Here is a 23,188-nt window from a genome sequence, read left to right as displayed (position 1 = left end):
TCATGTCGGTAATCGCGCGCCACGCGGAGAGCATCCACGCATGGCGTGGATGTGGCGCGCCGCCGGGGGTCAGATCTTAAGATAGATCTTCCGCCGGTCCAGCCACCACGCCACACCCCACCACAATGCAACGAACGCCATCGCCTGCAACATCGACGCCAGCTCCAATGCGTGCGGCATGGCGGTCGCCAACTGCCGCCAGATCCAGCCCCAGTCACCGCTCGCCATCAGCACCACCGACATCACCGACGCCCCCAGGTAAGCGGTGATTGCATTGACACCGAAGCGCCTGCCCAGCGCCGGCCAGCCCTTCTGGTCGATCAGCACGTGGCCCAGCCACAGCGCCAGCGCGGCCAGGCCGCCGGTCCACAGCACGTAGCTGGGCGTCCACAGCTGCTTGTTCAGCGGAAGCACGATGGCCAGCAGCAGACCGAGCACGGTAGTCGCCACGCCCAGCCCGGCAAGCGCCGCAGCACGCCCGCTGCGCAGCAGGCCACCGGCCAACAGGCCGAGCACGGTACTGGCCAGTGCACCCAGCGTGCTCAGCAATCCTTCCGGGTCATGGCCCAGCCCGGTATCGGCATGCCATTGATAGATCCACGGCGCGAACAGCGCGGTATCCAGGCGGCTGGCCGGATTGGTCCACGGTGCCAGGTCGCCGATGCCGAGCAGCAGCACGGTGTAGCCCACCAGCAGCGCGACCAGCACGCCGGCCTGCACGCGCGGTCGTGCATACACCGCCAGCACGCCCACCAACGCCGCACACAGCGCGATGCGTTGCAGCACGCCCCAGATACGGAAGTGGTGCGTATCCAGCGCCCACCAGATCAGCAGATGCAACAGCGCACCGGCCACCAGGATGCGCAGCGCGCGCACCAGCACGCCGCGCGCCAGCGCAGGACGCGCAGCGGCATCCAGCGCGCGCGGTGCCACGCTGAAGGCCATCGACACGCCGACCAGGAACAGGAAGAACGGGAACACCAGATCGGTGGGCGTGCAGCCGTGCCATTCCGAGTGACGCAGCGGCGCGAACACCGCACTCCAGTCACCCGGATTGTTGACCAGCAGCATCGCCGCCACGGTGATGCCGCGCAGGGCATCGATCGAGCCCAGCCGGCGTGGCGGCGTTGCGCTCATCAGGCGGCCTCGTACTGTCCGGCAATCCAGGTGCCACGCACCTGCAGGGCGTCATCGAGCAGCACCAGGTCGGCCTGGTAGCCCTCGGCGATATGGCCCAGGCGATCATCGACGTTGAGGAACTGCGCTGGGTAGGTCGAGGCCATGCGTGCCGCTTCGGCCAGCGACTGGCCGAGCAGCTGCACGGTGTTACGCACCGCTGTGGACATGTCCAGCGCCGAACCGGCCAGCGAGCCGGCGGCATTGCGCACCACGCCGTCGATGGCGGTGATGGTTTCGCCGTACAGCACGTAGCTGGGATCATCGGCACCGACCGGCGGCATTGCATCGGTGACCAGCAGCAGGCGACCGCGCGGCTTGGCAGCCAGTGCCACGCGCAGGCTGGCCGGATGCACGTGCACGCCATCGACGATGATGCCGATCCAGCTGTCGCGGTCCTCCAGCGCAGCGCCCACCGCGCCGGGCTCACGGCCCTGCAGCGGCGACATCGCGTTGTAAAGGTGGGTGAAGCCGCGCACGCCGGCATCCAGGCCGGCACGAATTTCCTCGTACGTGCCAGCAGTGTGGCCAGCAGCAACGATCACGCCGCGTTCGACCAGCGCGCGGATGGTCTCCAGCGGCACGCGTTCCGGCGCCAGCGTCAGCAGGGTCACGCCGTTGTCCAGCGACGCGGCCAGCGCGATCTCTTCTTCATCCGGCACGCGGAACTTGCTGGCATCGTGCGTGCCCTTGCGCGCCGGCGCGATGTACGGCCCTTCCAGATGGATACCGATCACGCCCGGCACCCCCTGCGCGATGGCCTCGCGCATCGCACCGATCGCCTGGCGCATCACGCCCACGTCATCGCTGATCAGCGTGGGCAGCATCGCGGTGGTGCCGAAGCGACGGTGCGCCTGCGCGATGGTGCGCAGCGAGGCGACATCGGGCGTGTTGTTGAACAGCGCGCCGCCGCCACCATTGACCTGCACGTCGATGAAGCCCGGCAGCAGCCAGCCGCCGCCCAGATCCACCTGCTCATCGGCCTGGCCCAGCTGCGGTGCGGCGTCGGGCAACAGGGCGCTGATCTGCCCGTTCTCGATCACCAGCGCCAGATCATCGCGGAAGTCGTCGCCCGCCAGGATGCGGGCATTGCGCAGCACGGTCACCATTACACGGTCTCCGTCACCTTGTTCAGGTGCGGCGGCAGATCCGGGTTGAAACCACGACGCAGCGCCAGCGCGTTGATCGCGCGGTAGAAACTCTGCACGGTGAGCAGCGGTGCGCAAAGCGGGTGCGGCGCGGCAGCCACCGGCAAGTTGCCACCGGCACCGGCCAGCCAGACCTGCGCGCCACGCGAGGTGAACTCATCGACCACGGCACGGGTTCCGGCGCCGGTCTCATCGGGCTGGGCAAAGGCCAGCACCGGGAACCCACGGTCAACCAGCGCCATCGGGCCGTGCTTCACTTCGGCCGAACTGTAGGCCTCTGCATGCAGACTGCAGGTTTCCTTGAACTTCAGCGCAGCTTCCTGCGCCGCGCCCAGGCCCAGGCCGCGGCCGAGCACGAACAGGTTGGTGGCCTCGACCAGGCCCTCGGTCACCGCGCCCCAGTCGCATTGCCACGCCTCGCGCATCGCGTCCGGCAGCAGGTCCAGCGCGTTGCGCAGGCTGCTGTCCTGCTTCCAGTACGCGGCCAGCTGCAGCAATGCGGCCAGCGAGGCCAGGTAGCTCTTGGTCGCGGCCACGCTCTTCTCGGCACCGGCATGCAGCGGGATGACCGTGTCGGCCAGCTGCGCCAGCGGCGAATCTTCGACGTTGACCAGCGCGACCACGCGTGCGCCGGCCGCCTTGGCGGCTTCGGCGTTGCGCAGCAGGTCCGGGCTCTTGCCCGACTGCGAAATGACGATGAACAGTGCACCGCGCAGCTGCAGCGGTGCGGCATAGACCGAGCCCACCGACGGCGACGCGGAGGCGACCACCAGGCCCAGCTGGGTTTCCAGCAGGTACTTGCCGTAGGTGGCGGCGTGGTCGGAACTGCCGCGTGCGCACGTGACAACGAACGGCGGCGGTGCTGCGCGCAGGCTGGCGGCCAGGGTTTCCATGGTGGCGTGGTTGCGCGAGAACTGGCGGGCAACCACGTCGGCCGCTTCAGCGGCCTCGGCGAACATCAGGGTGGCGGTGGGGTCTGACAGCGACATGGCAGGCTCAGGCAGGATCGGGAGGAAGGGGGCGTGCGCCGGCCGGGCGCATGGGCGCGGTCGAACCGCGCACCACCAGCTGCGGCACGAAGCCCTGGTTGTGCAGCGGCGCCGGCGCGTCGTCGTAGGCGTCGCTGCGCAGCTGCGCGATCAGCAGGCGCGCGGCGTGGCGGGCAATGTCTTCGGTGGCCTGCTTGGCGGTGGTCAGCGGCGGCCACGACTGGCGCGAGAACGGGCTGTCCTCGAAACCGGCGATGGACAGGTCGTACGGCACGTTCATGCCGGCCGACTTGGCGGCTGCCAGTACGCCGGCCGCGATTTCGTCGTTGGAACCGAAGATGGCGGTGGGCGGTTCGCGCAGCGCCAGCAGGCGGCGCGCACCACGGAAACCATCATCGAAGGTGTAGTCGCCCTGCACTACCAGGTGCTTGTCCACGGTTATGCCGTAGTCCTTCAGCGCGGCTTCGTAACCGGCATAGCGTTCGCCCGACGAGCGGTGCGAGCTGCCGCCCCAGAGGAAGCCGATGCGCTGGTGGCCGAGCTGGATCAGATGCTCGGTGATCTCATATGCAGCCTCGCGGTCATCCACGAACACGCAGGCGCCGTCGGCCGGGTCTTCGGTGGCGGCGATGATGCGCACCAGCTTGATGCCGCGCGCGGTCAGCGCCTGGATCAGGTCGCGGCGCTCGGACATCGGCGCGGTCAGCACCAGCCCGGCCAGGCGCGAACGCTGCACCCAGTCGGCCAGTTCATCGGCCAGCAGCGGCGAGCTGGAATCGCAGGGATGGATCTGCAGCCCGAACCCGGTCTCGCGGCAGGCGGCGAGCACGCCGTTCTGCACGCCGATGATGTGGTACGGGTTCGGGTTGTCGTAGACCAGCCCGATCACGAAGGTTGTGCCGCTGCGCAGGTTGCGCGCGGACGGATCGGGTTCGTAGTCGAGCTCGGCAATGGCACGCAGCACCCGCGCACGGGTGGCCTGCATCACCGAAGGCTCGTTGTTGATCACCCGCGAGACTGTCTTCAGCGAGACCTTGGCCTTCTCCGCAACGTCCTTGATGGTCGCTCTGCGCATGGGTTTTCCCTGGGGTTGGCTGCCGTCCATCATCGCCGATCAGGCCTTGTCCTGCGGCAGGCCAGCGCGATGGCCGATCACCGAGTAGAACAGGATGTACAGGTAGCACGGCACCATCAGCAGCACGAACACCAGCTGGAAGTCGATGTGCTGCTTGAGCACGGCGAACAGCTGCGGAATGATCGCGCCACCGGCGATGCCCATCACCAGCAGGGCCGAGCCGGTCTCGGTGAAGCGGCCCAGGCCGCGGATGGCCAGCGGGAAGATCGCCGGCCACATCATCGCGTTGGCAAAGCCCAGCAGGGCCACGAAGGCCACCGACACGTAGCCGTGGGTGGCCCAGGCGCCCAGGCAGAACACAACGCCCAGCACGGCAGAGAAGGTCAGGTAGCGCGACTGCGACACCACGTTGGGAATCACCAGCAGGCCGACCACGTAGCCGATGAGCATGGCGAACAACGTGAACGCCGTGAACATCTTGGTCTGGTCCAGCGGCAGGTCGAAGCCGTGGCCGTAGGTACCGATCGCATCGCCGGCCATCACCTCCACGCCCACGTAGACGAACAGGCACAGCACGCCAAGCCACAGGTGCGGGAACTGGAAGATGCTGCGACGTTCGGCGGCACCGGCCGCGACCGGCGTGGCATTGGCTTCGGACGACTTGATTTCCGGCAGCGGCGAGAACAGCACGCCCACCGCCAGCAGCACCAGCAGGCCGGCCATGGCCAGGTACGGCGCGTGGATCTTGGCGGCGAACTCGTTGAGCAGCTGTGCCTTGGTCGCCTCATCGGCGGCGGCGACCGTTGCCGAGAGATCGCCGATGCCATGCAGCACCACGGTACCGATCACGATCGGCGCCAGGATGCCGGCGATCTTGTTGCAGATGCCCATCAGCGCGATGCGCCGCGCCGCCGTTTCAATCGGCCCCAGGATGGAGATGTAAGGGTTGATGGCCGTCTGCAGCAAGGCCAGGCCGCTGCCGATCACGAACAGGCCGCCGAGCGCGCCGGGGTACCAGCGCTGGGTGGCGAACTCGCCGAACAACGCGGCACCACCGGCCATCACCAGCAGGCTCAGGCTCAGGCCCTTCTTCATGCCGGTGCGGCGCAGGATCCATGACGACGGCAGCGCCAGGAAGAAGTAGGACAGGTAGAACACCATCAGCACCAGGAAGGCGCCGACCTCGCTGAGTTCGAAAGCGAGCTTGACGAAGGTGATCAGCGGGCCATTGAGCCAGGTGAAGAAGCCGATCAGGAAGAACAGCACGCCGACGATGGCGATGGAGGTGGCCACATTGGGGCGCACGCTTGCAGCGGAGACGGCGGACATCGGGAAGGGCTCCTGCGGCGACGGCCGCAGAACGCGGCGTCGGAGAGTGGCTGGGAACAACGTTGTCACATTCTTTCGATGGACAACCGCGGTTTGTCAACTTCCCTGCGTGGCCGCGTGAACCTCGTGCTGCACTGCGCAACCCGATCGCAACGGATCGTGCTGAATGCGCCACAGCCCTTGAGCCCCGTGCAGCAACGGTTCCAGCGTGAAACCCATGCTCACGCCATGTAAACGTTTACTGCACACCACATTCGTTGCGACGCAGCAACGAAAGTGTCACGAACTCGTTGACATCGTTGTCAGCGGGGTTACAGACTCCGCCCCAATCGCTGCCCCCGAACCCGGGGCCGGCCCCACCTGCAGCAGGAGCCCGCGTGACCGCCAGCCACCCCGCCCCGGCCCATGTCCTGTCCCGAGTCGCGCCCTCGTTCCTGGCTGCCGACGTTGGTGGCACCCATGTGCGCGTGGCCCTGGTCCAGGCCAGTGGCGACGCCTCCCATCCGGTGCAGGTGCTGGAGTACCGGAAGTACCGCAACGCCGACCATGGCGGCCTCAGCGCGATCCTGTCCGATTTCCTGGGTGAAGGCCCACGGCCCACGCACTGCGTGGTCGCCAGCGCCGGCTATGCCCGCGAGGACGGCACGGTGATCACCGCCAACCTGCCGTGGCCGCTGTCGGCCCGCCAGGTGGAGGCCGACGTCGGCCTGCAGCGGGTCTACATCGTCAACGACTTCGAAGCCGTGGCCTACGCCGCCGCGCAGGTGGACGCCAGTGGCGTGCTGCACCTGTGCGGGCCGGAGACCGCTGCGCGCGGCCCGACGCTGGTGGTCGGCCCCGGCACCGGCCTTGGTGCCGCGCTGTGGATCCCCACCGCGCACGGCCCGGTGGTACTGCCCACGGAAGCCGGCCAGCCGACCCTGGCAGCGAGCACCGGACTGGAAATGGCCATCGTCCGCCACATGCAGCGCGACCGCGCCCATGTGTCGATCGAGCATGCGATCTCCGGCCCCGGCCTGATGAACCTGTACCGCGCGGTGTGCGCGCTGCAGGGACAGGTGCCGACGCTGGCCAGCCCTGATGCGGTGACCGCCGCCGCCATGGCCGATACCGATGCGCATGCGCGCCAGGCGCTGGATGTGTTCTGCGGCCTGCTCGGCAGCACCATCGGCGACATGGCCCTGTTCTATGGCGCCCATGGTGGCGTCTACCTGGCCGGCGGCATCCTGCCGCAGATCCGCGAATACCTGCACGCCAGCACCTTCGTCGAACGCTACCTGCAGAAGGGGCCGATGGGCGAAGCACTGGCACGCATCCCGGTGAAGGTCGTCGAGCACGGCCAGCTGGGCGTGGTCGGCGCTGCCAGCTGGTACCTGCAGCAGTCGGCCGCCTGACACCGCAACAGGCTTCAACGCAATCGCAGCACGCAGTACGTGGCACGCCAACGCACGGGACTTCGCCGCCGCCCCGCGCATGTCTTCGCAACCGTAACCGAACACCGCCGCCGGCATCCAATCGAGTGATGAGGAGAGACATCATGAACACCCGCAAGACCCTGCTTTCGGCCGCCATCGTCAGCTGCATCGCCTTCAGTGCGCATGCGCAGCAGGCCGCCCAGACCGCCACCGACCTGGATACCGTGCAGGTCACCGGCATCCGTGGATCCATGGAAAAATCGCTGGACACCAAGCGCGAAGCCAATGCGCGCGTGGAGGTGGTCACCGCCGAAGACGTGGGCAAGCTGCCCGCGCACAACGTGGCCGACACCCTGCAGCGCCTGCCGGGCGTGAACATCAGCTCGTCCAGCGCCGACGAAGGCGGCTTCGACGAAGCCGACCGTGTCAGCCTGCGCGGCACCAGCCCGAGCCTGACCCAGACCCTGATCAACGGCCACACCGTCGGCACCGCCGACTGGTTCGTGCTCAGCCAGGGCAACAACGTCGGCCGCAGCGTCAGCTACTCGTTGCTGCCGTCGGAACTGGTGCGCTCGGTGGAGGTGAACAAGTCCTCGCAGGCCAAGCTGCAGGACGGTGGCACCACCGGTACCGTCAACATCCTCACCCGCAAGCCGCTGGAATTCTCCAAGCAGCTCACGGCGGAAGGCTCCATCGGCATGGTGCGTTCGGACCAGGCCAAGTCCAACGACCCGCAGCTGTCGGCACTGTTCAACTACAAGAACGACGAAGGCAACTTCGGTGTGATGGTGCAGGCCTTCAGCCAGAAGCGCGAACTGCGCCGCGAAGCGCAGGAAATCCCGGGCGGCTTCTTCCAGATCGATCCGAATGGCACCGTGGCCAAGTCCAACCCGGACCTGGCCGGCGTGTACGCGCCGGGCCTGCTCGGCTCGACCCTGTTCGAACAGACCCGCGAGCGCAAGGGCGGCCTGATCTCGCTGCAGTTCAAGCCGATGGACAACCTGACCCTGGGCCTGGAAGGCTTCAGCTCGGAACTGAAGGCGAACAACTACAACCGCAACTTCATGCTGTGGGGCGGCCGCATCCTCAACGACCGCACCGTTGAAGATGCCAATGGCAACAAGATCCTGATTCCGGGCCAGGCCCCGAATCCGGGTTACGTCGTCAAGGATGGCGTACTGTCCAACGCCACCTTCGCCGGCCAGGCCGACCGCGACTACGCGGTGTACGACATGATCTACCGCGAGTCGAAGGCCAAGACCAACTACATCACCTTCGATGCCGACTGGCAGATCAGCGACAACCTGGGCATGAAGTTCCAGGCCGGCAGCACCAAGGGCACCGGCGAAACGCCGCGCCAGTACATCGCCGAAGTCAACCTGGCCCGTGGTGGCGGCGCCACCTGGGCAACCCATGGCAACGGCTCGCCGATCGACTGGAACGTCGGTGGCAACATCGGCCCGAGCGGCGTGACCGACTTCGGCACCTGGGGCAACCAGCAGGTCACCGCGATCGACAAGGAAAAGTGGGCTACGCTCGATTTCAACCAGTACTTCGCCGACGCTGGCGTACTGAACTCGATCGATTTCGGCGCCCGCTTCGGCGACCACAAGCGCGAGGCCAAGTCGCCGGAAGGCGCAACCCCGGGCGCGATCTGGAATGCGCTGAAGAACGGCGCTACGGCCAACTTCCCCGGCGGCTTTGCCAACGGCATCGGTGGCAGCTTCCCGCGTGACCTGTGGTACTTCACCCCGGGTGCACTGAAGGAAGCGGTGACCAACAACTCCACCTGGCTGTCCGGCAATGACGGCCCGACCGGCCGCCACAACTACGGCGCCGAGTGGAAGGTGTCCGAGAAGAACTTTGCCGCATACGTACAGGGCAACTTCAGCGGCGACCGCTGGAGCGGCAACGTCGGCCTGCGCTACGTCAGCATCAAGCAGGATATCGATACCTACGCCGCCGCCACCGGCTCGACCGTGCCGGACGTGAGCAGCCTGTTCGGCGCGTGGACCCGCGAAGCTTTCGAGAACAAGCACAACCGCGTGCTGCCGAGCGCCAACTTCAAGTACGACCTGCGCGACGACCTGGTGCTGCGCGTGGCCGCCTCGCAGACCCAGACCCTACCGGACTTCTCGGCACTGGGTGCCTCGTCCTACGGTTCGGACCTGAACCGGACAGGCGGCGGCGGCAATCCGAAGCTGAAGCCGGTGGTGTCGACCAACTTCGATGCCAACCTGGAGTGGTACTTCATGCCGCGTGGCATGTTGTCGATCGGTGCCTACTCGATGCGCCTGAAGGACTACGTGGCCTTCAGCACCGAAAAGGAGATGCTGTTCAGCGAGCTGACCAACCGTCTCGAGGAATACAACATCTCCCGCCCGCGCAATGCCGACGGCAAGGTCCGCGGTATCGAAGTGGCCTATGAGCAGCCGATCGGCGAGTACTTCGGTGTCAATGCCAACTACACCTACGCCGATGGCAGCACCGACCACACCTGGGCCGACGGCAGCGACAACCTGCTGGGTACTTCGAAGAACACCTACAACATCGGTGCCTACTTCGAGAACGATACCTTCGGTGCACGCGTCAGCTACACCCGCCGTTCGTCGTTCCTGATCGGCCTGTCCGGTGCCAACCCGTACTACCAGGATGACTTCGGCACCCTGTCGGCGTCGCTGAGCTACAAGGCCACCGACTGGCTGAGCATCAGCTTCGATGCGCTCAACCTCAACAACCCGACCTACAAGTACTACCAGACCGCGGCCATCCCGACCTCGTTCTACAGCAACGGTCGCCAGTACTACCTCAACTTCCGCTTCAAGTACTGATCCAGCGGCGGCAATATCGCCGAGTCGTGCACGCACGCCGGGCCTGGGTCATTCCGGGCCCGGCGTTTTTCATGTATAGCGTTCATCGCACCGTTCCAAGGAGTCGTACCGATGGTCAAGCCTTCCCGCGCCCGGATGCGCAGCGCAGTGCTGCTGGGCAGCCTGCTCGCCCTGTTGCCGGCGTTGCCGGCACTCGCCGCCGATCCCACGCCCGCCGCTGAAGCACCCGGCCCACAGCTGCGCGCCGGCAGCCTGATGCTGATTCCGGCCCCGGCCACCGTGCAGCGCGGCCAGGGCAACGGCATCACCGTCCGCGCCGACACCGTGCTGCAGGCCGAAGGCGAAGCCGCGCAACGCGTCGCCAACCAGTTCGCCGACCTGCTGGCCCGCAGCGGCGGCCCGCGCCTTGCGCCGGCCAAGGGCACGGCGGCAGCCAAGTCGGGCAGCATCCGCTTCGAGATCGTGCCCACCTTCCGCGACAGCGGCGAAAGCTACACGCTGGAAAGCACCGCGCAGGGCGTGATGATCCAGGCCGGCAACGAAACCGGTCTTTTCTATGGCGCGACTACCCTCGCCCAGCTCGCCACCGGCGGCAGCAACGGGGTGCTGCCCGCGGTGCAGATCCAGGACGCGCCGCGTTTCAGCTGGCGCGGCTTCATGCTCGATTCCGCCCGGCACTTCCAGAGCCTGGACGAGATCAAGCGCGTGCTCGACGCGATGGCCGCGCACAAGCTCAACACCTTCCACTGGCACCTGACCGATGACCAGGGCTGGCGCATGGAGATCAAGCGCTACCCGAAGCTGACCGACGTGGGCAGCTGCCGGCTGCCCGCCGGTGATGGCGGCATTGATCCGGTCAGCGGCCAGGAGCATCCCTACTGCGGCTTCTACACGCAGGACCAGATCCGCGAGGTGATCGCCTATGCGGCCAAGCTGCATATCCAGGTGATCCCGGAAATCGATGTGCCCGGCCATGCCACCGCGGCGATCGCCGCGTATCCGGAACTGGGCTCGATCAATACCCCGCTGAAGCCGATCAGCGAATGGGGCGTGTTCCCGAACCTGTTCAACACCGAAGACAGCACCGTCACCTTCCTCGAGAACGTGCTGGAAGAAGTAATCGCGCTGTTCCCGGCGAAGTACGTGCACGTCGGTGGCGACGAGGCAGTGAAAGACCAGTGGAAAGCCTCCAGGCAGGTGCAGCAGCGCATGCGTGCGCTGGGCATCAAGGATGAGATGGCCATGCAGAGCCACATCATCAAGCGACTGGAGACCTTCCTGGAGGAGCACGACCGGCGCCTGATCGGCTGGGATGAAATCCTCGAAGGCGGCCTGCCGCCGCAGGCCACGGTGATGTCGTGGCAGGGTACCGAAGGCGGCCTGGCCGCCGCCAGCGCCGGCCATGACGTGATCATGTCGCCGGTCGGATACCTCTATCTGGATTACCTGCAGACGGCCTCGCCGAACGAGCCGCCGGGCCGCCCGACCCAGGTCAACCTCGGCAAGCTGTACAACTTCGAACCGGTGCCGGCCGAGCTGGCCGCCGACAAGCGCGGGCACATCCTCGGCCTGCAGGCCAACATGTTCACCGAGCACACGCGCACCTACGCACGCCTGCAGCACAACCTGTTCCCGCGCCTGGCCGCCGTGGCCGAGACCGGCTGGAGTACACCGGAGCATCGCGACTTCCGCGATTTCCTCGCACGCCTGCCCTCCCAGCTGCAGCGCTACCGCGCCTGGGGCCTGGCCTACGCGCAGACGCCGTTTGAAGTGGGTGTGGACTACACCGACAACCGAGCTGGCAACACCGTGACCGTGTCGCTGGCAAATCCGCTGGGCTATGAGGTGCGTTACAGCACCGACGGCCAGGCGGTGAGCGCGCAGTCGCCGCTGTACCAGCAGCCATTGACCGCGACGCTGCCCGCCACCGTGCAGGCCGCCGCGTTCTACCAGGGACGGATGCTGGCGGCGAAGCCGACGGTGGCGGCATTCACCACGCAGTCGCTGCTCAGTCGCCGCAGCGATGAGCTGCTCAGCTGCGTGGGCACGAAGGGCCTGGTGCTGCGCCTGGAAGACGACGGCCCGCGCGAGGGAACGCGTGCGGTGTTCAATGTCGACATCTTCCAGCCGTGCTGGCGCTGGCCGCAGGCACAGCTGGACGGCATCGGCAGCGTGGAGGTCCGCGCGGGCCGCATTCCGTACTACTTCCAGCTGGCCCACGACGAACCCAAGCGTCGCTTCGAGAAAGCCAAGCGGGCGCATGGCGAAATGCTGGTGCGTCGCGGCGACTGCAGCGGCAAGGTGCTGGCTGAAGTACCGCTGCCGGCCAAGCCGGATGCCGATGGCTTCGTGACCCTGAAGGCCACGCTGCCGAAGGGCACGCAGGGCACCGGTGACCTGTGCATCAACTTCACCGGCGACACGCGCCCGGCGATGTGGGTGCTGGATGAGGTGACGCTCAGGTAGGTGCCAACCTTGGTTGGCGCTTTGCGGCCGGATCCACGCATGGCGTGGCTCTACAGGAACCTCACCCGCGCCAGCGCAGCAGCAGGTCGCGCAGCGGGGTCAGGGCCGTGGTCATGCCGACCAGCACGCCAATAGTGTTGGCAATCGCATCCATCGGGTCGGCGGTGCGGTTGGTGGTCAGCGCGCCCTGCGCGAACTCGATGCCGATCCCCATCAGCACCAAGCCCACGCCTACCCACAGCAGCGGACGCCCGCGACGGAACAGCTGTACCGCACTGCCGGCCAGGATGAAGTAGGCGAGGAAGTGCTCGCCCTTGTCGCTGTTTTCCGGCAGCGGAATCGGCGGTGGTGGAATCAGGCAGACCACGACCACCAGCAACACCGCCAGCACCCACAACACGGTCCACAGCCGCGGCCGCCGCAGCGGCTTGATCACCGGCAACGCACTGCTCACAAGCGCCAGCTCAGGTCACCCAGTTCGAAGGCCGGCTCGAAGTCGACGCCACGCTGCAGACCGATCGCCTGGAAGCGCTCGCCCATTTCGGTGGGCAGGGTCAGCTTCTTCACCTGGTCGCGCAGCTGGATGCGACCGACCTCATCCGTACGCTCTTCGGCCAGCAGCAGCACCTGGTCCAGGCCGTTGCCGAGCAGGAAACTGGCCTGGCTGCAGTAACCGGCCAGCTCGAAACCACCGTGCATGCCCGCCTCGGCCATCGCGGTGAAATCCACCGATGCGGTGATGTCCTGCAGGCCCGGCCAGCGATGCACGTCGTTGTGCACGTGGTGGCGGTAGAAGGCACGCACGGTGCCGTCGTCGCGATCGTGCTGGTAGAACTCGCCGCGGTTGTAGCCGTAATCGACGAACAGCATCGCGCCACGCTGCAGGCCGCCGGCCACCGCCTGCAGCCAGTACGGCAGCTGCGGCAGTACTTCGGAACGGTAGCCCTCGGCGAAAGGCTTCTCCAGATAGCGCTCGATGTGGCGCACCGCGCCATTGAGCAGGATGTCGGCCGGCTGCGCGCCGCGGATGAAATTGCCGTCGCCATCCAGTTCAACGGTTTCCTCATAGACCTCGCCATCCCGGATCAGGAAGCGCGGGGTCGGCAGTGCGTCGATCACTTCATTGGCGAACACCACGCCTTCCCAGTCCTCTTCGAACGGGCGGTCGACCCAGTCCACACGCGCGGCCAGTTCGGCCGGCAGGTTCTGTTGCAGGCGCTGCTGCTGGCGCTCGCGCAGGTCGGCGCTGGGTTCAAGGATGGCGTAGCGCGACGGCAGCGCGTCCAGCTCGGCCAGGCGCAGCAGTACCGCCTCGGCGAAGGCGCCGGTGCCGCCGCCCAGCTCCAGCATCCGCGCCTGCGCACCCAGCTGGGCGAACACCGGGGCCAGCGCATTGGCCACGCTGCCGGCGAACAGGCTGCCGAGCTCGGGCGCGGTGGTGAAGTCGCCACTGCCACCGAACTTGCTGGCGCCGGCGCTGTAATAGCCCCAGCCGGGGGTGTACAGGCACAGCTCCATGAAGCGGGAGAACGGCATTGCCCCGCCCTGCGCAAGGATTTCGGCGCGCAGGGCGGCAGCCAGCTGGTCGCTGTGGGCCAGGGCATCGGCTTCGGGCAGGGGGAAGGTGGGCTGCATGGCGTCTTCGAATGCGGTGACAATGGTGCACAGGATAGCCGAGCCTTGGAGGACCCTCGATGAGCGATACCCACCCCGTGGTCCTGATCACCGGCAGCGCGCGCCGGATCGGTGCGGCCATCGCCCGCCAGTTCCACGCCTGCGGCTGGTCGGTGGTGCTGCACGCCAACACCTCCAGCGCGGAACTGCAGCAGGCCGCGTTCGACTTCGACAACGTGCGCCCGGGCAGCGTGCTGGCGCTGCAGGCCGATCTGCGTGACGCCGACGCCCTGCCCGATCTGGTGGAACAGGCCGTCACCCACTTCGGCCGCCTGGACGCGCTGGTCAACAATGCCTCCAACTTCTATGCCACCCCGCTCGGCCAGGTGACCGCCGAGGCGATGGACGAGCTGTATGCGGTCAATGCGCGCGCGCCATTGCTGCTGTCACAGGCCGCCGCGCCCTACCTGCGCCGCCAGCAAGGCTGCATCGTCAACCTGACCGACCTGCACGGCACCGACCCGATGCGCGACCACATCGCCTACACCATGGCCAAGGCCGCGCTGGAAATGGCCACCCGTTCGCTGGCGCTGGAGCTGGCGCCGAAGGTGCGGGTCAATGCGGTGGCGCCCGGCGCGATCCTGTGGCCGGAACAGGGCAAGGACGATTTCGCCCGCGAGGCGCTGCTGGCGCGCACGCCTCTGGCGCGGATCGGTACAGTCGAGGAGATTGCCGAAGCGGTTTACTGGCTGGTGGCCGAAGCCGGCTTCGTCACCGGCCACACATTGCGCGTGGATGGTGGGCGCACGGTCAGTTGACACCGGGCAGGACGGACGACGGGGTCAGATCCCTTTTCACTGCGGGAAAAGGGATCTGACCCCAACGCAACCTGATCATTCCAGATCAACGATCTCAAACGCTTCGCCATGCTGCCGGTGCGCGCGCCACAGCGTGGCCAGATCCTGCCCACTGACCGGGTCGATGAAATCCGGCGCGATGTCTGCCAGCGGCTTCAGCACGAAGGCGTGTTTCAGCTCCGGGCGCGGGATGCGCAGATGGCCGGGGCCTTCCACCACCAGGTCACCGTAGAACACCACGTCGATGTCCAGGGTCCGGTCCGAGAAGCGTGGCCCGCTGCGGTCGCGGCCGTGCGCGTCTTCCAGCGCATGCAGCCAGTCGTCCAGTTCCTGCAGCGGCAGGTCGGTGTCGATCGCCACGGCGTTGTTGAGGAAGGCCGGGCCGTCGAAGCCGACCGCGGCGGTACGGTAGGCGGGCGACACCTGCAGTGCGCCGAAGCGCTCGCGCAGGGCCGTCACCGCGGCGTGGAGGTAGCGGCGGGGCTGGACGTTGCTGCCCAGGCTCAGGAGCACGGTGGTCATGCGGTTCAGGTGACGGCACTTGGGGGGCGTGGACATGCCGTCGTCACGGCGGCCTGCCTACAATCCGGGACGCACATGATAGGGCACCGACATGACCTATTGCGTTGGAATCGAGGTGGACGAGGGCCTGGTCTTCGCTGCCGACACCCGGACCAATGCCTCGCTGGACGATGTGCGCGTGCACCGCAAGCTGCACGTGTTCGAGTACCCCGGCCAGGCAGCCTACGTACTGATGGCGGCCGGCAACCTGGCCACCACCCAGCTGCTGGTGTCGCGCCTGGGGCGCGACGCCGACGAGAGACGCACGCCCAACCTGCGCGACATGACCCACCTGTTCGAGGCTGCCGAGTATGTCGGCCAGCTGCTGGTCGACAGCCAGGTGCACAGCAGCCACAGCGAGCACGGCCATGACGGGGTCAACACCCAGGCCACGCTGATCTTCGGCGGCCAGATCGCCGGCGAGCGGCCAGGTCTGTACATGGTCTATCCACTCGGCAACGCCATCGCTGCGTCGCCGGAGACGCCCTATCTGCAGATCGGTGAGTCCAAGTACGGCAAGCCGATCCTCGACCGCATCCTCAGCCCGGCCACCCGCCTGGAGGACGCGGCGCGCACGGCGATCGTCTCGTTGGACTCGACCATCCGTTCCAACCTGTCGGTGGGCCTGCCGATCGACCTGGCGCTGCTGCGCGGCGGTGAGCTGCGCATCGGCCAGCAACTGCGGCTGGGTGCGGATTCAGCGCTGTATGCCGATATCCACCAGAACTGGTCACGGCGCCTGGAACAGGCGGTGGACGCCCTGCCACGCTTCCCGTGGGAAACCGCCCTGTAGAGCCGAGCCCACGCTCGGCTGTCGAGGTCAATGCGAACAGCAGCCGAGCATGGGCTCGGCTCTACAGAACCCCAGCGGCATCACCCCAGCGCTTCGGCGACCGCGCGGAACACCTGCTGCATCTGCAGCGGCTTGTGCAGCACATGCACCTCCACGCCATCCGGGAATGCATCGGCCGCGACGGGCACTGCAGGGTCCTCCAGTACCAGTGCCGGGCCGCGATAGCCCAGCGTGGCCATCTCGCCCAGCAGCTGGCTGGCCGGCAGCAGCTTGGAGCCTGCATCGGCGATCACCAGCGCAGGCATCGCCTCCTGCTGCATCCAGCGCAGCGCGGCGGGGCCGTCAGAGGCCAGCTGCAGCTGGTAACCCTGGCTGGACAGCGCATTGCCCAGCAGCGACAGGCGCGTGGCTTCCCCATCGACCACCAGGATCGACTGGCCGCTGCCCAAGGCCACCAGCTGCTCGATGGGCTCGCCGCCGTCGATGGCTTCGTGCATCGGCAGGCGCAGTTCGAAGCAGGTGCCCTGCCCCGGCTGGCTGCTGACATGAATGCTGCCGCCGGCACCTTCGACGATGCGCTTGCAGGAAATCAGCCCCAGCCCGGTGCCATCGGCCTTGGTGGTGAAGAACGGATTGAACAGGTGCGACAGCGTGTCCGCATCCATGCCGATGCCTTCGTCGGCCACGCGGATATGCATCCAGTCCACGCCATCGCGTTGGCCTGCATGGCTGGCGGTGAGGCTCAGGCGGCCGCCCTTGGGCATCGCCTGGATCGCATTGAGCGCCAGGTTCAGCATCACCTGCTGGAGTTCGGTGTAGTTGGCATCGACCACCAGGCCTTCGTCCTGCACCTGCAGCTCCAGGCGCACGGCGTCGGGCACGTTGCTGCGCAACAGCAGAGCCACCGCATCGAACAGGCCGTCGATCTCGATGCGCTCGCTCGGCTTGCGCGAACCGCGCACGAACGACAGCATCGATTCGGCCATCTCATGGCCACGGCGACCGCACTCGGCGATGACATCGGCCAGGTGGTGCAGCTGCGGATCGTCGGTACGCGCCTTCAACAGGTCCGGCATGATCAGCAACGGCTGCAGGATGTTGCGCAGGTCGTGGCTGAGGCCAGCCGCGAGCAGCGACAGGCTTTCCAGGCGCTGTGCACGCATCAGCTCGGTTTCCACCCGTGCGCGCTCGATCGCACTGCGTGCATCGCGGATCGCACGCGCCACCGCCGAGGGCAGGCGCGCCGGCAGGTGCTTGATGATGTAGTCATTGGCACCCTTCTGCAGCGCCGCCACCGCGTTCTCCTCACCCATGGTGCCGGAGACGAAGATGAAGGGCACTTCCGGCGAGGTCTCGCGCACGATGCGCAGCGCATCGTCACCGGAGAACCCCGGCATGCTCAGGTCGGACAGCACGATGTCCGGCTGGAACGCGGCCAGCGCCTGGCGCAGCTCGGCCTCGCTCTCGACACGCTCGAAGCGGGCCTCCAGGCCCGCCTCGAGCATCTGTTCGGACATCAGCTCGGCATCTTCCGGTGAGTCCTCCACCAGCAGGATGCGCAGCGCCCCCAGGGCGGGACCGGTCAGGGGCATGGGCTCACTCGAGTTCCGGTGCCTGGTTGATCAACGCCCAGAACTTGCCCAGGGTCTGCACCGCACCAAAGAACTGGTCGACGTCCACCGGCTTGACCACGTAAGCGTTCACGCCCATGTCCCAGCTCCGGGCCAGATCGCTTTCCTCGCGCGAGGACGACAGGATCACCACCGGCAGGCGCTTGAGCTCTTCGTGCTCGCGGATCTGCCGCAGCACTTCCAGGCCATCCATGCGCGGCATCTTGATATCCAGCAACAGCACCGCCGGCAGGCCTTCCTCACGGTTGGCGAAGGCGCCGCGGCGCAGCAGGTAGTCCATCACTTCCACGCCATCCTCGACGTGCACGATGGGGTTGGCCAGACGCGCCTCTTCCAGGGCATCGATCGCCATCTCGGCATCGGCCGGGCTGTCTTCGGCAAGAAGAATGGTGCGCAGAGTCGTCATGCAGAGGGACCTTGTTTGTCCGCGTCGATCGCGGGAGGCAGGTAGAAGTGGAAGGTGGCGCCGACGTCCGGTTCGGCCTCGGCCCAGATACGGCCGCCATGGCGGGTCAGCACGCGGCGCACGCTGGCCAGACCGATACCGGTACCGGGGTAGTCGCTGGCCTTGTGCAGGCGCTGGAACACGCCGAACAGTTTCCCGGCGTACGCCATGTCGAAGCCTGCACCATTGTCGCTGACCGTGAACTGATGACCGCCATCGGGCTGCGGCTGGTAGTCCACGCGGATCTTCGCCGGCTCGCGGTTGCCCGAATACTTCACTGCATTGCCGAGCAGGTTCAGCCAGACCTGGCGGATCATGTTCTCGTCGCCCACCACGATCGGCAGCGGCGCGATGCTCCACTCCACCTGGTGCGCATGGCCGCTGTTCTCGGCCTCGGCCTGCAGGTTGGCATCGAGCATGGCGCGTGTATCGGCCACCAGCGACTGCATGTCCACCGCCTGCTGGCGCATCGCCGCGCGGCCCAGCCGCGAGTAGACCAGAAGGTCGTCGATCAATGCCGCCATGCGCCGGGCCGAACTGGAGATCACGTCCAGGTAGTGGCGGCTCTTGTCATCGGCCTGGTCGCCGAGGTGGCGCGACAGCTTGTCGGAGAAACCGGCCACGTGGCGCAACGGTGCACGCAGGTCGTGCGACACCGAGTAGCTGAAGGCCTCCAGCTCACGATTGACCTCCGATACCTGAGCGACCTTGCCTTCCAGCTGGCGGTTGAGCTCTTCAACGCGCAGCTGGACTGCGCGTTGCATGGTGACATCGCTGACCGTCATCAGCACCACTTCGTCATCGGTATCGGGCAACGGCATGCGGCGCGCGTTCAGCAGCATGTAGCGCGCCATGCCATCGGCAGTGCGCTGTTCGTGCTCGAAATCCCACAGTTCGCGACCGCGCAGCAGCACGTCGGACAGGCGCTGGCGCACTACGGCGTCCTTCCAGGCGCCGTCACCGACGGCTTCCAGCAACAGGCCATCGGCACGCTCGTCCTGAAGCCCGTACAACTCGGCGAAGGCCGGGTTATGCAGCTGCACGCGCAGGTCGCCGTCGAGCAGCACGATGGGTTCACGAACGGTCTGCAGCACCGAGGCGGCGCGTGCGGCCGAGCGCAGCGACTGCCGTTCGGCATGCAGGCGGCGGCCGATCTGCCGCTGCAGCAGCCACAGCACGAGACCAAGCAGCGCCAGCTGCACCACCAGCGAACTCCACGACACCAGCTCGGTCTGCTTGCGCTGGCGCGCGGCCTGCTCGGCACGCAATGTCAGCAGTTTCTGCTCGCTGTCCTGCAGTTCTTCAACCAGTCCACGAATCGGGTAGCGCGTGCTGAGATCCTGCACCAGTTCGCGCTGGTCGCTGTTGGGCTCGGATCTGGCGAGCTCACGGGCAAGTGCCATGCGCCCTTCCAGCATCGATTCGATGCGGCCGATCCGGATCAGCTGGTCGGGATTGTCGCGGGTCATCCGGCCCAGCTCCGCCAGGCGCCCGGGGATGTCGTTGGCCCTGGCCATACGCTCGCGCAGGCCCGGTGCGTCCACGCCCTTGGACAGGGTCAGCGCCGCCGACTCGACGTCACGCACATCGGCCTGCAGCTGCTGCAGGGCCACACTCACGGCCTGGGTATGGTTCACCCAAGCCATCGCCTGCTCGTTGTCCTGCTGCAGTTTGCGCAGGGTCAACCACGGCACCGCGATGATCGCGGCAGCCGCCAGTGCCAAGGCCGGCAACCGCCAGCGGTCCCAGATGTCGTCACTGAAAACCAGCGCCATAGTTCCTCTTCAGCACGGCCGCGGAGCGTCGGCCGGGACCTGCCCAGCTGCGGCGGAACCGGCAATATAGCGCAGGCGGTCACAACACTGGGCTTTCCGGCCCGGTTGGCTGAACGGGTTGGCAATCACACCTGTAGAGCCGGGCCCACGCTCGGCTCGAACCCAAAGGCAGCCGAGCATGGGCTCGGCTCTACATGGCGGCGGGCGCCCCGCTTGGGGCGCCCGATAGGGCTTAGCGCTTGGCGGCAGCGCTGACCTTCAACGCGGCAGCATCAACGCGGGTCACGCCCTTGATGCCCTTGGCGGTGGTGACCGCCTTGTCCTTCTCTGCCTGGGTGGCCACGGCACCGCTCAGGCTGACCACGCCGTTCACCGTTTCCACCTTGATTTCGGTGCCCGGAACGTTGCTGCTGGCAAGCAGGTCGGCCTTCACCTTGGTGGTGATCCAGGTATCGGTCACCGGCTCGTTGGAATCGTGGCGATCAGCATGGGTCGCCGGATGCGCACTGGTCGGCGGGCTCTTTGCAGCCGGATCCTTGGCGAACGCGGCCGAGGAGGACAGCGCCAGGCCCAGCGTCAGGGCAGAAGCAATCAGCGTGCGGGTGGTATTGCTCATCGTGTCGTACTCCTTCGGAATGTGCTGCCAGTCTGGACAAGCAGACGTGGAGCAGGCGTGGCGTTGCGGTCATGCCGCCGTGAATCGGGGCATCGGCAACGACAACCGTTCAGCTTGGGCTCGTGACCCCGCGTCGTTTACCCTGCCCTTCCCACTCCCGAAGCTCTGTCATGCGCCCCGACCTGCAACTGGCCCTGATCGGCTACGGCCTCGCCGGCCGTGTCTTCCACGCACCGCTGATCCAGCACACACCGGGCCTGGCACTGCACAGCATCGTCAGTTCGCAACGCGACACGCTGCTGCGCGCGTTCAGCGACGTGCACGTGCGTGCCACGCCGCAGGAGGTGTTCGACGATCCGGCCGTGGATGCCGTAGTGATCGCCACGCCGAATGAACAGCATGCGCCGCTGGCAATCGCGGCACTGGCTGCGGGCAAGCATGTGCTGGTCGACAAGCCGTTCGCGCTGGACGTGGCCGAAGCGGAAACGGTATTGGCTGCGGCACGCGATGCCGGACGCATCGCCACCGTGTTCCAGAACCGGCGCTTCGATGCCGACTTCCTCACGCTGCAGGCGCTGCTTGCGGACGGGACGCTGGGCGACATTGCCGAGTGCCATGCGCACTTCGATCGCTACCGTCCACAGGTACGCGACCGCTGGCGCGAACAGGATGGTCCCGGCAGTGGCCTGTGGTACGACCTGGGCCCGCACCTGCTGGACCAGATGCTGGTGCTGTTCGGCTGGCCCGAAGCGATCGACGCGGACCTGGCCGTGCAGCGCGATGGCGGCAGCGGCATCGATTACTTCCACGCCGTGCTGCACTACCCACGGCATCGCGCGATCGTGCATTCCGGTTCTCTGGTGGCAGCGCCCACACCGCACTTCAGCGTGCATGGCAGCAAGGCCAGTTGGATCAAACATGGCCTGGATGTGCAGGAAGCGCAACTGCGCCGTGGTGTTGCACCCGGTGCACCCGGCTGGGGCATCGACCCGCGGCATGGCGAGCTGGTGCGCTGCGACGCCGAAGACAACGTGCAGCGGACAACGATCGACAACCTCCCGGGTGACTACCGGCGGCTGTATGCACAGTTCGCCGCGGCGATGCACGGCGACGGCGAAGCGACGGTCAGCGCGGTGCAGGCATTGCAGCTGATGCGGCTGCTGCAGGCTGGCATGGACAGCGCGCGCGAGGGGCGGCGGATGCAGTTGGGATGATCGGCAGGGCTGCGCCCTGCACCTGCCGAATCAACGGCAACGGCAACGGCAACGTCAAAAGCAAGCTATCCGTGAGATGGCGGGGTGGCTCAGGCCGCGGGGGACGGCGCAAGTACGTCCATGTAGCCTCGGTCGCGCCATCCCTGGCGCTCACGCCCCCGCAACCTGAGCCACCCCGCCTTCGACAGTTTCCTGCGGGCTATTGGAACCTGCTGCTGTTGGTGGGTACCGACCGTTGGTCGGCACTGGATCGGATCTGGTAGGTGTCGACCTTGGTCGACACAGTAATGGGTTGATGGCTTCGGAGCCCTTTCCTACGGAAAGGGCTCCGAAGCCACCGCAGTGCTTACGACTTCTTGATCGCGTGGCCGCCGAATTCATTGCGCATCGCCGACAGCAGGCGATCGGTGAACGAATTGGATTCGCGCGAACGCAGGCGCTCCAGCAGTGACAGGGTGATTACCGGTGCCGGCACATCAAGTGCGATCGCTTCGGCCACGGTCCAGCGGCCTTCGCCGGAATCCTCCACGTATGGCGCGATGCCATCCAGCGAGGGATTGCGCTTGAGCGCTTCGGTGCTCAGGTCCAGCAGCCAGGAACGCACCACGCTGCCGTGGCGCCACACCTCGGCCACCTGCGCCAGGTCCAGCTCCATCTCCTGCTTGCGCTCCATCAGCGCGAAGCCTTCGGCATAGGCCTGCATCATTCCGTACTCGATGCCGTTGTGGACCATCTTGGTGAAGTGGCCGGCGCCAGACGGTCCGACACGTGCCCAGCCGCGATCTTCGGCCGGTGCCAGCGTGCGCAGCAGCGGTGTGATCTGCTCCACCACCGGCGCTTCGCCACCGACCATCAGGCTGTAGCCTTCCTGCAAGCCCCACACGCCACCGCTGGTGCCGCAGTCCACGTAGCCCAGGTCATCCTCGGCCAGCGCCTTGGCGCGGCGGATCGAGTCCTGGTAGTTGGAGTTGCCGCCGTCGATGACGATGTCACCCTCGGCCAGGTGCGGGGTCAGTTGGCCCAGGGTCTGGTCGACGGTTTCGCCGGCCGGCACCATCAGCCACACCACGCGTGGCACCGGCAGCGCGGCAACCGCGGCGGCCAGCGAATCAACCACCTCCAGGCCAGCCTCGGCGGCGCGCTGGCGGGCGCCTTCGCCCGGGTCGTAGCCGACCACGCGGTGGCCGCCGCGATGCAGGCGCTGGGCCATGTTGGCGCCCATGCGGCCGAGGCCGATCATTGCAATATCCATT

The 23,188-nt window shown here is 66.9% G+C and carries 19 protein-coding genes; 6 read left to right on the top strand and 13 right to left on the bottom strand.

What is annotated here, in order from left to right; translation table 11 throughout:
- Positions 1-69: 69 nt before the first annotated feature.
- From V3B41_RS16410 to V3B41_RS16390, 5 genes are read right to left on the bottom strand one after another with little or no spacing between them, the layout of a single operon-like run.
- Positions 70-1,137 carry a heparan-alpha-glucosaminide N-acetyltransferase domain-containing protein gene (locus V3B41_RS16410; RefSeq protein ID WP_295547870.1) on the bottom strand — a complete coding sequence of 356 codons (1,068 nt, stop codon included), beginning with the start codon at positions 1,135-1,137 and terminating at the stop codon, positions 70-72.
- Positions 1,137-2,285 (bottom strand): N-acetylglucosamine-6-phosphate deacetylase, encoded by a 1,149-nt coding sequence (gene nagA, locus V3B41_RS16405; protein WP_295547867.1) that lies wholly within the window; start codon positions 2,283-2,285, stop codon positions 1,137-1,139. The genes V3B41_RS16410 and nagA overlap by 1 nt, the downstream gene beginning before the upstream one ends.
- Entirely contained in the window at positions 2,285-3,313 is a 1,029-nt protein-coding gene (locus V3B41_RS16400; RefSeq protein WP_049429393.1) for an SIS domain-containing protein, read from the bottom strand. Before V3B41_RS16400 ends, nagA begins: the two co-directional genes overlap by 1 nt.
- 7 nt (positions 3,314-3,320) lie before the next feature.
- Complete coding sequence (locus V3B41_RS16395) at positions 3,321-4,388, bottom strand: LacI family DNA-binding transcriptional regulator (RefSeq protein WP_295547864.1); 1,068 nt, start codon at positions 4,386-4,388, stop codon at positions 3,321-3,323.
- Positions 4,389-4,427: 39 nt separating this feature from the next.
- Entirely contained in the window at positions 4,428-5,717 is a 1,290-nt protein-coding gene (locus tag V3B41_RS16390) for a sugar MFS transporter (RefSeq protein WP_049429391.1), read from the bottom strand.
- Between the two features lie 377 nt (positions 5,718-6,094).
- Between V3B41_RS16390 and V3B41_RS16385 the strand changes: the two genes are divergently transcribed.
- The 3 genes from V3B41_RS16385 to V3B41_RS16375 all read left to right on the top strand — a co-directional run bounded on the left by V3B41_RS16385 (position 6,095) and on the right by V3B41_RS16375 (position 12,429).
- The gene (locus V3B41_RS16385) at positions 6,095-7,111 is read left to right on the top strand and encodes a glucokinase family protein (protein WP_197632646.1); all 1,017 of its coding nucleotides are present in this window, start codon (positions 6,095-6,097) and stop codon (positions 7,109-7,111) included.
- 143 nt (positions 7,112-7,254) lie between these two features.
- Entirely contained in the window at positions 7,255-9,963 is a 2,709-nt protein-coding gene (locus V3B41_RS16380) for a TonB-dependent receptor (protein ID WP_049429389.1), read from the top strand.
- Between the two features lie 111 nt (positions 9,964-10,074).
- Positions 10,075-12,429 carry a family 20 glycosylhydrolase gene (locus tag V3B41_RS16375; RefSeq protein ID WP_197620007.1) on the top strand — a complete coding sequence of 785 codons (2,355 nt, stop codon included), beginning with the start codon at positions 10,075-10,077 and terminating at the stop codon, positions 12,427-12,429.
- A gap of 61 nt (positions 12,430-12,490) precedes the next feature.
- Here V3B41_RS16375 and V3B41_RS16370 read toward each other — a convergent pair whose 3' ends face one another.
- Positions 12,491-12,883, bottom strand: coding sequence for a membrane protein (locus tag V3B41_RS16370; protein WP_049429387.1), 393 nt, complete (start codon positions 12,881-12,883; stop codon positions 12,491-12,493).
- Complete coding sequence (locus V3B41_RS16365; RefSeq protein WP_295547853.1) at positions 12,880-14,064, bottom strand: SAM-dependent methyltransferase; 1,185 nt, start codon at positions 14,062-14,064, stop codon at positions 12,880-12,882. The genes V3B41_RS16370 and V3B41_RS16365 overlap by 4 nt, the downstream gene beginning before the upstream one ends.
- Positions 14,065-14,123: 59 nt before the next feature.
- On the opposite strand from V3B41_RS16365, the gene V3B41_RS16360 reads away from it, so the two are divergent.
- On the top strand, positions 14,124-14,861 hold the full coding sequence (locus V3B41_RS16360; protein WP_049429385.1) for a pteridine reductase: 738 nt from the start codon (positions 14,124-14,126) through the stop codon (positions 14,859-14,861).
- 75 nt (positions 14,862-14,936) lie between these two features.
- Here the strand turns inward: V3B41_RS16360 and folK are convergent, their stop codons facing one another.
- A complete protein-coding gene (gene folK, locus V3B41_RS16355; RefSeq protein ID WP_100443680.1) occupies positions 14,937-15,422 on the bottom strand; it encodes a 2-amino-4-hydroxy-6-hydroxymethyldihydropteridine diphosphokinase in 486 nt (161 codons plus the stop codon).
- Between the two features lie 91 nt (positions 15,423-15,513).
- Here folK and V3B41_RS16350 point away from each other — a divergent pair, with 91 nt between their 5' ends.
- Positions 15,514-16,254, top strand: a complete 741-nt coding sequence (locus V3B41_RS16350) for a 20S proteasome subunit A/B (protein WP_329861688.1) — start codon at positions 15,514-15,516, stop codon at positions 16,252-16,254.
- A gap of 80 nt (positions 16,255-16,334) precedes the next feature.
- On the opposite strand, the gene V3B41_RS16345 is transcribed toward V3B41_RS16350, so the two are convergent.
- From V3B41_RS16345 to V3B41_RS16330, 4 genes are all read right to left on the bottom strand, one after another.
- A complete protein-coding gene (locus V3B41_RS16345) occupies positions 16,335-17,846 on the bottom strand; it encodes an ATP-binding protein (RefSeq protein WP_049429382.1) in 1,512 nt (503 codons plus the stop codon).
- 4 nt (positions 17,847-17,850) lie between these two features.
- Complete coding sequence (locus tag V3B41_RS16340; RefSeq protein WP_005411057.1) at positions 17,851-18,291, bottom strand: response regulator; 441 nt, start codon at positions 18,289-18,291, stop codon at positions 17,851-17,853.
- Positions 18,288-20,105: an ATP-binding protein gene (locus V3B41_RS16335; RefSeq protein ID WP_197620006.1), complete on the bottom strand. Its 1,818-nt coding sequence runs from the start codon at positions 20,103-20,105 to the stop codon at positions 18,288-18,290. Before V3B41_RS16335 ends, V3B41_RS16340 begins: the two co-directional genes overlap by 4 nt.
- Before the next feature lie 232 nt (positions 20,106-20,337).
- The gene (locus V3B41_RS16330; protein ID WP_049429380.1) at positions 20,338-20,721 is read right to left on the bottom strand and encodes a BON domain-containing protein; all 384 of its coding nucleotides are present in this window, start codon (positions 20,719-20,721) and stop codon (positions 20,338-20,340) included.
- 170 nt (positions 20,722-20,891) lie between these two features.
- On the opposite strand from V3B41_RS16330, the gene V3B41_RS16325 reads away from it, so the two are divergent.
- Positions 20,892-21,935: an oxidoreductase gene (locus V3B41_RS16325; protein WP_197632644.1), complete on the top strand. Its 1,044-nt coding sequence runs from the start codon at positions 20,892-20,894 to the stop codon at positions 21,933-21,935.
- A 346-nt stretch (positions 21,936-22,281) separates the two neighbouring features.
- Here V3B41_RS16325 and gnd read toward each other — a convergent pair whose 3' ends face one another.
- Positions 22,282-23,187 carry a phosphogluconate dehydrogenase (NAD(+)-dependent, decarboxylating) gene (gnd, locus tag V3B41_RS16320; RefSeq protein WP_049429378.1) on the bottom strand — a complete coding sequence of 302 codons (906 nt, stop codon included), beginning with the start codon at positions 23,185-23,187 and terminating at the stop codon, positions 22,282-22,284.
- Position 23,188 lies beyond the last annotated feature (1 nt).

Source organism: Stenotrophomonas sp. SMYL89 (genome assembly GCF_036319985.1).
Lineage (GTDB): Bacteria > Pseudomonadota > Gammaproteobacteria > Xanthomonadales > Xanthomonadaceae > Stenotrophomonas > Stenotrophomonas maltophilia_Q.
The sequence above is the reverse complement of the archived record's forward strand: the minus strand, read 5'-3'. Positions and strand labels throughout refer to the sequence as shown.